This window comes from Psychrobacter sp. TB20-MNA-CIBAN-0197, assembly GCF_040309765.1.
Classification (GTDB): Bacteria; Pseudomonadota; Gammaproteobacteria; order Pseudomonadales; family Moraxellaceae; genus Psychrobacter; species Psychrobacter submarinus.
Window position 1 is genome coordinate 1 of record NZ_JBEOPC010000314.1, and the last position, 303, is coordinate 303.

A 303-nucleotide genomic window follows, 5' to 3' on the forward strand; every position below is an offset into this window, starting at 1 on the left:
GCTTGATGCCATCGACGTCGAGCGCCAGCTCACTGCCCTTCTCTTTGAAACCTTGCAAGTCGAGATGACTGACGCGAAAGCCCAGGCTCGGCTCGAGAATCACGCCGTTGAGCGGTGCGCGATAACCCAGCGCCAGGGTCGCGCCAGTGAGATTGCCGTGAGTGTCGCCCTTGGCAGTGCCAAGACCACCGCCGAGCTCGCGTTTGCTGTCGTAGTCGACGTAACCGGCGCTGGCGTTGGCATCGACAAACATGCCGCGCTCGAGGCTGGTGAGGCCGTACCGCGCACCGAGGTTGAGGAAGG

The 303-nt window shown here is 63.0% G+C and carries 1 protein-coding gene; it reads right to left on the reverse strand.

Going from position 1 to position 303, the window contains the following annotated elements; all coding sequences use genetic code 11:
• Positions 1-303 (reverse strand): autotransporter outer membrane beta-barrel domain-containing protein (locus tag AAEY83_RS13810; RefSeq protein ID WP_351059681.1); only part of this gene is annotated, 303 nt, incomplete at both ends.